The 9,448-nt window shown below is 30.5% G+C and carries 9 protein-coding genes; 2 read left to right on the top strand and 7 right to left on the bottom strand.

Going from position 1 to position 9,448, the window contains the following annotated elements; genetic code table 11:
* Nucleotides 1-22 precede the first annotated feature (22 nt).
* The 4 genes from Q0W26_RS05565 to Q0W26_RS05580 all read right to left on the bottom strand — a co-directional run bounded on the left by Q0W26_RS05565 (nucleotide 23) and on the right by Q0W26_RS05580 (nucleotide 2,218).
* A complete protein-coding gene (locus Q0W26_RS05565; protein WP_298523292.1) occupies nucleotides 23-736 on the bottom strand; it encodes a transposase in 714 nt (237 codons plus the stop codon).
* 105 nt (nucleotides 737-841) lie between these two features.
* A complete protein-coding gene (locus Q0W26_RS05570; RefSeq protein WP_298523284.1) occupies nucleotides 842-985 on the bottom strand; it encodes a hypothetical protein in 144 nt (47 codons plus the stop codon).
* A 274-nt stretch (nucleotides 986-1,259) separates the two neighbouring features.
* The gene (locus tag Q0W26_RS05575; protein WP_298523285.1) at nucleotides 1,260-1,475 is read right to left on the bottom strand and encodes a hypothetical protein; all 216 of its coding nucleotides are present in this window, start codon (nucleotides 1,473-1,475) and stop codon (nucleotides 1,260-1,262) included.
* Nucleotides 1,460-2,218 (bottom strand): hypothetical protein, encoded by a 759-nt coding sequence (locus Q0W26_RS05580; RefSeq protein ID WP_298523286.1) that lies wholly within the window; start codon nucleotides 2,216-2,218, stop codon nucleotides 1,460-1,462. The genes Q0W26_RS05575 and Q0W26_RS05580 overlap by 16 nt, the downstream gene beginning before the upstream one ends.
* Before the next feature lie 219 nt (nucleotides 2,219-2,437).
* Here Q0W26_RS05580 and Q0W26_RS05585 point away from each other — a divergent pair, with 219 nt between their 5' ends.
* Both Q0W26_RS05585 and Q0W26_RS05590 read left to right on the top strand, forming a co-directional pair.
* A complete protein-coding gene (locus tag Q0W26_RS05585) occupies nucleotides 2,438-3,445 on the top strand; it encodes a sugar phosphate nucleotidyltransferase (RefSeq protein ID WP_298523293.1) in 1,008 nt (335 codons plus the stop codon).
* Nucleotides 3,446-3,460: 15 nt separating this feature from the next.
* Entirely contained in the window at nucleotides 3,461-4,210 is a 750-nt protein-coding gene (locus Q0W26_RS05590; RefSeq protein WP_298523287.1) for a glycosyltransferase, read from the top strand.
* 91 nt (nucleotides 4,211-4,301) lie between these two features.
* Here the strand turns inward: Q0W26_RS05590 and Q0W26_RS05595 are convergent, their stop codons facing one another.
* The 3 genes from Q0W26_RS05595 to Q0W26_RS05605 all read right to left on the bottom strand — a co-directional run.
* Complete coding sequence (locus Q0W26_RS05595; protein ID WP_298523288.1) at nucleotides 4,302-6,572, bottom strand: ABC transporter permease; 2,271 nt, start codon at nucleotides 6,570-6,572, stop codon at nucleotides 4,302-4,304.
* 140 nt (nucleotides 6,573-6,712) lie between these two features.
* Nucleotides 6,713-7,903 carry an NAD(P)/FAD-dependent oxidoreductase gene (locus Q0W26_RS05600; protein WP_298523290.1) on the bottom strand — a complete coding sequence of 397 codons (1,191 nt, stop codon included), beginning with the start codon at nucleotides 7,901-7,903 and terminating at the stop codon, nucleotides 6,713-6,715.
* A gap of 1,153 nt (nucleotides 7,904-9,056) precedes the next feature.
* Nucleotides 9,057-9,448 (bottom strand): hypothetical protein (locus Q0W26_RS05605; RefSeq protein WP_298523291.1); only part of this gene is annotated, 392 nt, incomplete at its 5' end.

Here is a 9,448-nt window from a genome sequence, read left to right on the forward strand (position 1 = left end):
TAAACCTTGTAGAAACCCTCATTTAAAATACTTGAATTGCTCTGTAGATGTTGTATAATACATCTTTGAGTTTTGTTTCTTTATTTTGGAGTTTTGTGCTTCTACTATAGTTTCCTCCGTTGAATCTTCTTTTTATTACATAAATTACACTTTCTACGTTCATTTTTCGTGCGTAAACGTCGTGCCAGAAGATTGTTGCACTATTCAATCTGTAATGTCCTGTTTTTGCTCTTGTTTTTAATGGTATTTGGTCAAATGCACCTACTTCTTCATTTATGCATTTTCTTATTGCTTCTGTGTCGTATGCTCTGTCTGCTAGGATGTAATGTGGTTTGTAGGGTTTTAATTGTCTTATTGATGCGATTGCGAATTGTGTATCGTATTTTGGACCTCGATTTGCTGCGTAATTTAGGATCATTCTTATGTCGACATCGATTGCGATATGGTTTTTAATGTAGCTTTTTCTGCATTTACCCCTTATTTTTGCGTAATAATGGTCTGCATAGTCACTTGTGTGACCGGTTCCATCCATTGCTGCTAATTCACAATCTATTGGATGCATGAACAATATTAGGTTGTTTAAATCCTTCAGTTTTGTGTCTGACATTCTTATAAAGAATTTCTGAATTGTTGTGTAGTGTGGTAGCTTGTTAAGTTTTAAATATTTGGTTATTTTATCAGAAACGTCTAAAATTTCAATTATTTCACGATAGGTTGTTTTTAAGTAAGTTTTCATTGCCAAAATAGTGAATAATTGTGGTTGATTATAAATATGGTTGCTATAATCACAGGAATACTTTGGAAATATCCATTTTGCATAGTTAAATGTTAATTCAACAAATTATAATAATCTATTTTGATTTTCACCAATTTTAAATAGTTTTTCTTTTTGAGTTTTTCCACCAAGTTCAAGTCCAAAATCCAAAAGGTTTAAATGTCTAGAATTCAAATAATAATATGGAGAATAGTTTATTTTAGCGTACATATTAATAATTATTCTCCATTCTACTATTTATAAATTATTATTCGATTTTTTAATCAATAGGAAGTATTATTTCAAGTGTAAAAAAATTAAAGCAATAAAATCGCTTAAAATTAAAATCTGAGCATTTTACTAAAAATTTTTTTGCGAAGAACAAATTCAAGTGTAAAATAAAATGAAAAATAACATGTCAAAATCAAAAACAAAGACCATAAGTAGATTATTTGGCTAAAAAAAGCAAATAATATCGATATTCACCTAAATTTTGATATGGTTTCTACAAGGTTATAATTTCCCCAAAATCAATATTGTTTTGTAATTCAAAATCTGCGGAAATTACTAATCCACGGACAAATATACTGTCGATTGATAATATCATATCTAGCAAATTTTTTATATCATCATAATGTATATGGCCTGCCGAAGGATTTCTCACAATATAATTAACATATAAACTGCCATCATCAATTTCAATTTTTAAATCATTTTCCAAACTATTTTTTTATTAATGAAAAGTGATGTTTGTCTGTGATGCGCTTGAATTTCATCACATAGAATTAATAAGAATGCAATTGGGTTTTTATCGGGATGCAATTGTCCTAAATTAAAAAGGTTCCTTTGCAGTAAATTACGATAAAAACTATGTAAAAAAATAGCCGTAGCACTATCAACAATAGGATAAAAGAAAAAGTCGGGATTTTTATCATAATTTTGCAAGATATAACCATAAATCTTCAAAATTAAAAGTGATGAAATCAGCCCATAGTCAAAAGTAACATTTTCAATTATATCATTTAACTTATTTTCCAATAAATGAATTTTTCTTGCATCCAAATTAAAATCTAAAGCCAATCTATGAAATATTACTTGAGTGGGTTTAAATAGATTTAAAAAATTTGCAGTAGGATATTCATTTCTATAATTATCACTAAAAGAATAATCAATTTTTGTAATTGAATCCAGTTCACTGAAATCCAAAAGATTTATCTGCATATCTTCTCCATAAGTATTTAAAATAGAATTAATCTCATTGTTTAATAATTTTTTCATTGGTTTTGCCATAAATTCAATAGGAATGGTAATATCATAAAACAAAGATGCAATACCCCAGCGATATAAAAATTCCTCATCGGAAAATTCCCCTTGGGAATTTTTATAATATTTTTTATAAGGAGTTCTAATCACATAATTTTTAAAACAATGTTTATAATTTTTGTTTTGTGAATAAATGGCCAACCCCAATATAAACACATTAACGGAACATAATACTCTTTTTAATTCCAACACACAATAAACAAGTGAATGAAATATTTAATTATTTTAAATTTCAAAAAGTAGTGTGGAGAGAAAAGTTATACAACTATCACATGAGTTTTCATAAAATCATGATTTAGAAGAAAAATTAAAATATCATATGATTAATATTTAATTAATAAGATATAACCAAAAGGAGATATTATGGAAACTGTTGGAATGATTTTATGCGGAGGATTGGGAAAACGTTTAAGGCCAGTTACAGAAACAGTACCAAAACCCTTAATTGAAATTAAGGATGATTATACAATTCTAGACAAACAGTTATTCGATTTTAAAAATGCCGGTGTTGATGAAGTATATCTTCTTACAGGATTTTTACATGAGAAAATTAAAGAAAGATATGGTGATGAATACAACGGAGTAAAAATCCATTATGTAATTGAAGATGAACCATTGGGCACATTAAATGCAATTCGCTTAGGAATGGAAGCAATTAACGGAGATAAACAATGCATTATACGCAATGGAGATATTGTTTCTGATGTTAATATAAAAGCAATGATTGAATATGGGGTTAAATCATCACTGCCGGTAATCATGTTTGTCACACAAATGCAATCTCCATATGGTATTGTTGAAATGAATGGTGACCGTTTAGTTTCCTTTAAGGAAAAACCTATTCTTGAAGATTATTACATTAATGGAGGAATTTATTTCACAAAATCTAAAATAGATTTTGGTGAGTTTAAGACTGGAGACATAGAAAAAATTTATTTCCCAACTATTGCAAAAGAAAATAATTTGGGCTATTTTAAAGAAAATGGAATCTATTGGATTGCAGTAGATACTTATAAAGAATTAGAAGCTGTAAAAAAGGAATATGAAAATAAAACAGATAAACCTTGGGGATATGAAAAAATTTTAATCCTAACTGAAATGTATTCGACAAAAGAGTTATACATCAAGGAAGGATTTAGAACATCTCTTCATTACCATATTGAAAAGGATGAAACAATGTACATCCTATCCGGGTCAGGTTATATTGAATTTGAAGACAAAAAGGAATATTTCTCAAAAAATGATAGCATCCGCATTCAACCTGGTGTTGTGCATTCAATTGTTGCAACCGAAAATACATTGTTGCACGAAGTTTCAACACCTTATTTAGAGGATACAGTCTGCATTGAAGATTATTATGTTAGATAAAGGAATATGATTAATATGTCTGAGATTTTGAAAAACGGAATCAGCATGGTATTGCTTTCCTACGAGGAAGAAGAAAACTTACGTGTGCTTCTGCCGCAGATTAAAGAAAAACTGGAGGAATGCGGGGAACCCTACGAGATTATTGTTGTGGATTCCATGGAACCGTTGGACAACACCAGAGATGTTTGCGAAGAAAACTGTGCACTCTATGTGAATCAAGAAGCCACAGGCTTTGGCGATGCATTTCATACAGGCATCCGTTTTGCACAGTATCAGAAATTTTTTATTATGGACAGTGACGGATCACACAATCCGAAATATATTCCCGACATTTATCATATCTTTATGAGTGAGCATGCAGATGTGGCAATCGGTTCCCGTTATACGGAAGGTGGAGTGAGTAATGACTCCCTCATTTCACAGATTATTTCTCGTTTTCTCAATAAGGTATATGGCATTGTGCTGGGAATTCCTGCAAAAGATTTAACTACTGATTTTCGTCTGTATCATACTTGCAGGCTAAAAGAAGTGGAACCGGAGCTGACCAACAAGCATTTTGATATTGTGGTAGAAGTGCTTTTGAAATTGAAAATTAAAAAATCCGCTAGGAAAAAAAAGATTAAAGTAGAGGAAACTCCAATTATTTTTGATGAACGGATGTTCGGCGAATCCAAGCGTCTTCTTTTTGCCTTTTTCATTGCATATACAACTAGCATATTGCACTTAAGTGGATTGCGCCTGAAGGCTGCATTTAAAAGGAAGTAATTACATTAAATTAGTGATATCACATCATCTATTGATTCTGTGAAATTAATCCAGATACTGCATCTGTTAAAACTAAATTTACACCATTCAGTCACTCAAGAATTTTAGATTCTTCAACTATATCCAATTTCTTGATTTTGTAGAAAAATATAAAGATTACGATTATTGAGACTGCAAAAATAATTATGCAGGTTGAAATCAAGTTTGCAGATGATAATGTAGCTACTTGATAAAATCTTTTGCTTGATGACGCCCACATTATTGTTTGAATATAATAACCTAAAGGAATGCCAAGCAAGATGCCTAGACTTATAAAAAATAGGCTCTGGATTGCCAACAGTTTTGTCACTGCCCAATTGCTAAAGCCCAAAATCTTAAGAATTGTGATGTCATATTCCATTTCGAGAAATGTCAATGCAAGCAAATTATATGTAACGACAACTGCCAAAACAATGGCGAAAAACATCAATATGGAAACCAAAATCAATACGCTTTGATAAAGTTCATTCCAGTTGTCCTCCATATCTTCAAGACTGTTTACTGCTTTGATTCCATCATATTCTCCATCCACATGTTCGGAGGTTATGATACTTGTTGGCGTGAAATTCAATCCCAATTCATCCAATTTACTGGCCGAAATGATTAATCCCTGAGAAGAAGGATCAGCATGTATTTTGTCAATCTTTACATTAACCCAATTGTCCGAACCCTTGATGTGCCACTTGAGAGTATCCCCAACACGTATATCCAGCGAATCAGCAATTTTCTTTGAAACAGAAATATCTTCATCATTGATTTTTATTTTTTCATGATTGTCATCCGTTGGAGTAATCAAATCCGTTTCATTTAAAACAAGAAGCGTTCCCGAAGTTTTTGCATTGGCAGATTCCATGTCAATGTATGATTCCATCAGCTTGTCACCATTGACCTTTCGTGCAACATTATCAATTTGAGACAATCCTACATCCTTGTCGATAACCAATTTTGATTCAAAATGATTGATTTCATTGAAGTACCAATCCTGTGAATCGTTTATTCCATCATTCAATCCAAATGCCGAAATCAGGAGTGCAGTACATCCAACCACCCCCAAAAATGTCATCAATGCTCTGAACTTATGTCTTTTTGAATCCCTATAATTCCAACGGATGTTGAATGGAACACTATTCCAGATTCTGAATCTTTCAACGAAAGTTGAAGTTGATGCTTTTGGCACATCAGGCCGTATCATGCTTGAAGGAGGCTCATGAATTATATTTTTAATTGCAAAATATGAAACTAAAATTGACATCAATATGCTTATAACAACTATGTGGATGAAGTTCATGAAACCTGCAGGATTGAGATAAGGCAATCTATACGTATCATACACTGCAACATATGATATTTTAGGCAATATGATAGGTCCTAAAATCAAAGCAAGTATTGATGCTACAGAAACTGTTAATACACCATAAGAAAGATAATGTATAATAAGGGCGCCGTTTCCAAATCCGTTGGCCTTCAGGATACCTATTTGGGTTCTCTGATGTGAAATCATCCTTTTGATTGTTGATAAAAGAATCAGCAGAGAAACCAGAATGAACACAAATGGGAAAATATCTGCAGCCATTTTATGCTGGCTGATTTCATTGTCAAATTCACTTACACTTGGATGTTCGGATTTCTGCAGGAATGAATTGTAATATCCATCCAGACGATATTCCAGCAGCTTATCATAAGTTTCAGGATTCCCCTCAAATTTAACATTCAAAACATTGTAAGGTACAGAATCTGATGGAAAAGCCTTATGAGACATATAGGCAAAGCCATGTGTGGAAAAATTCTGTTTTATCAAATGACTAGGCAAATTGAAAACATATTCCGGAGAGTAACCCAATCCCCTAATTTCCTTTTCGATTTGAATGCCCTCACAGTTGAATGTGATATTATCTCCCACTGCCAGATTTCTCGCATCAGCAAAATCCTTATCCAACCAGACGCCATCCGAATCGTTAATGTTTAGATTTTCCCCTTCAATCAAATAAAATTTGGACATTGTATTGTTTTCAACAAAATGCAGCGTGATGTCCGGATTGTCATCAAGTTCTGCCAGCGAATCCAAAACCAGCTGTCTTTCCATTTGGGTGGTTGGCCCAAGCATATATACCTGTTCTAGAAAAAGTTCATTGAGATATGGTGAATAAATCCAACCGTCCGCAATATTGGTTTCATCATAATAATTATCAATGCTTGATTCAAGACCCATTTCTTCCGCATTAATCCCTGAAAATAGAAATACTCCCAAAAATGCCAATAAAAAGATTGAAATGAATTGAAATTTGTAATCGGAAATGTCCCTCAACATCTTTTTAAAAAGCATGATCCCACCATTTTAAATCTCTATGAACTTCTTTGGAAACTCATTAACTGTTATTCTTTCACCATTATCATTTTTTATTCTGATAACTGTAATTCAGGAATGTCTTGAAATCGAATACATAATAACTCCATTAATTTCACTTAAAATCCAAATATATTCATTATTTTTTTGAAAAGAAATTTTGGAGTAATTTTAAATATTAAACCTCTTTTTATAAATTCTTTTACAACTTTTGACTGATTGTCCATGTCCCCATACTCGGAAATAATATTTTCACAATCACTTTCTTTCGCTTTTTCAAAAATATAATCTAAATCGTTATCATTAAATAAATTTAAAGTTTTATGTACTTTAAATTGATAGCTAAATTCCTTTGAATATTTTTTATTAAATTCTTTTTGATATCCTTTCAACAATTCCATATTATCCTTTTTTATTGCATCAGTAATGTATTTGCTAGCTATTTTACAGCAATCGAATGCTATCAATAATCCTCCACCTGTGGTGGGTTTAATTTGTGATGCAGCATCCCCTATTAGTATTGCTCTTTTTTTAACCAATTGATTTTTGTTATTGAAAATAGGAATGAACCCTTTATATTTTTCAATTATTTCATATTCAAAATTTTCATTCAAGAAGTCTGTTATAATTGTGTTTTGCTGTCTGTGGGAATCATTGGAAAACAATCCAACTCTACAAGTATTGTTTTGAAGAGGAATAATCCATAGAAAACCGGGTACGATATCTCCATAAAAACACACATCGACATAATCAACTGATTTTCTATTTGATTTTCTAAAATTGTCCCTATCTTCATCATTTATTGAAACAAGAATTTGGGATGCATTGAAATTCTGCTGCATATTTCCAATAGTTTTAGATACAGTGGAATTGGACCCATCACATCCAATAATGACTTTTGAGGTTATGGATTGTTCATCTGAAAAATAAGTTATCCCCTTTTCAATATCAACATCAATAACTTTTTTATTGATTAGTCTAACGCCATTTTGAATTGCACGATTTGATAAAAATTGGTCATAACCCACCCTATCAATTACATAAGCTACACTTTCATCTGTCCCGACATTTAAAATATGGTTTTTGGAATGGAGAAATGCTCCATTAATTGTGTTTATTATTATTTCATCAGGCAGTTCATTATATTCAAAAATATGTTTGCTTAAAATTCCTGCACATTGTAACGGATATCCTATATGTGTTTTCTTTTCAACCATCACTACATTTAAATCGTTTTGTGCAAGGTAAAATGCTATCGTTGAACCAACAGGTCCTGCACCAACGATAACAACATCATAATCATAATTCATTCAAATCCCTATTTTTTAAATTTATCAAAATTCGTTAATGTCTTTGAAATGTAGAATCCTATTTCTTTAATATAATCATGATTTATATAGGATTCAAATATTAGGGTTCCCATCATTTATTAAATAATTATTTATATATTAGAATTTACTTTTAAATAAAGTTTGGCTTTTAGAAATGCTCATTTTAATTGATTTGAGTTAATCAGCAAATTTTATATATAATAGTTCAATTAACTTCCGCCAACTTTTAAGAAATTGGGAATTCTCGATATTTAACATCCTCTTGTGAGCGAAATGTTATTTTCGAGCAGATACCATGCATCTCATGCCATGACAATTCCAATTGGAAATTGTCTTTATTACTTCATCTATGGTAGCAGGTACTAAAAAATTAAACATATAGAAAAAAAACAACTGAAAAGATAAATAATTGGATAATTAGTAGTCCGAACGGAGTCGAACCGCTGTCTTTAGGTCCAGGGCTCAAGGATTGCCACTACCCTACGGGACTATAGGATTATTTTTAAAATCATCATATAAATAGCAGTGAAAAGAGAAAAGCAGTACAAAAATATCATTAGTTTTCATAATATAACCTCAATTAATTTAATTAATTAATAATTTAATTTTTAAGTTATATATAATTAATAGCTATTTAATTAATACCCTCATCTACAATACTTAAGCAATGCAATAACACAGATTGTTGTTGGAAACATTGATATCAAAAACTGATAAAATAAAAGACAATTATTATCTATTTTATAAATAATAAAATACTGGATTCAAAATGTGCTCTCAGAATTATTTCACAAAAAATTCCACTTATAATAACTGATAATAGACATACCTTGAAAAAAATCTGAAAATATGAATATTCATGTTTATACTCAAAATATAATTCAGTATATTCTCGAGTAATATAAGCACCAAGGAATAATAGGATAAATGGGCATGATTGCAAGTACACTTCATTATTTAAAAATATTGATAAGAGCACCATTATTAAAAATATGCTAAAATATATTAAAATTGTATATTTTATCAAATTTTTCCTTTTTGAATCAAAAGACATATCCATTCACCGGTAACATATCAGTTTAAATTTATAAGATTATGAAATTTTATGCACTGCAAATAATTAATTTTTTTCTTATTTTAAGTCCAGTAAGTTAATTTCATCAAATAGTTTGAATTCACCATCAAAGCTTGCAAAATAATCTAAGTTATAATATTCATATATTATAACTTCTGAACAATCTATAAATCCTAATTTAAATCTGTTTTTATTGTATTTTTCAAAGATTGCAAATACATTATCAGTGTACATGTTAATATCTGATTCGTTGATGATTGTGAAATTATCTTTCATATAGTTATATACTCTTCTAACTAATGCAATATCCTTTGTTTTTTGGCCAAGTATTGTCATTACTTCAGATACAATTCCATTTGAGATGTAACAATCATTACCTAGAACTTCTTTGTTTTCTATTGCTCTTTGATGTAATGGATCATTTTTTCTAAATATTGCAATGATGAATG

Origin of the sequence: uncultured Methanobrevibacter sp. (assembly GCF_947169325.1) — an archaeon.
GTDB lineage: Archaea > Methanobacteriota > Methanobacteria > Methanobacteriales > Methanobacteriaceae > Methanocatella.

Bases quoted from the DNA above. Each gene is read 5' to 3' on its own strand.
- Q0W26_RS05600 (WP_298523290.1), bottom strand. From the start codon at position 7,903: ATGAATTATGATTATGATGTTGTTATCGTTGGTGCAGGACCTGTTGGT.
- Q0W26_RS05595 (WP_298523288.1), bottom strand. From the start codon at position 6,572: ATGCTTTTTAAAAAGATGTTGAGGGACATTTCCGATTACAAATTTCAA.
- Q0W26_RS05570 (WP_298523284.1), bottom strand. From the start codon at position 985: ATGTACGCTAAAATAAACTATTCTCCATATTATTATTTGAATTCTAGA.
- Q0W26_RS05590 (WP_298523287.1), top strand. From the start codon at position 3,461: ATGTCTGAGATTTTGAAAAACGGAATCAGCATGGTATTGCTTTCCTAC.
- Q0W26_RS05565 (WP_298523292.1), bottom strand. From the start codon at position 736: ATGAAAACTTACTTAAAAACAACCTATCGTGAAATAATTGAAATTTTA.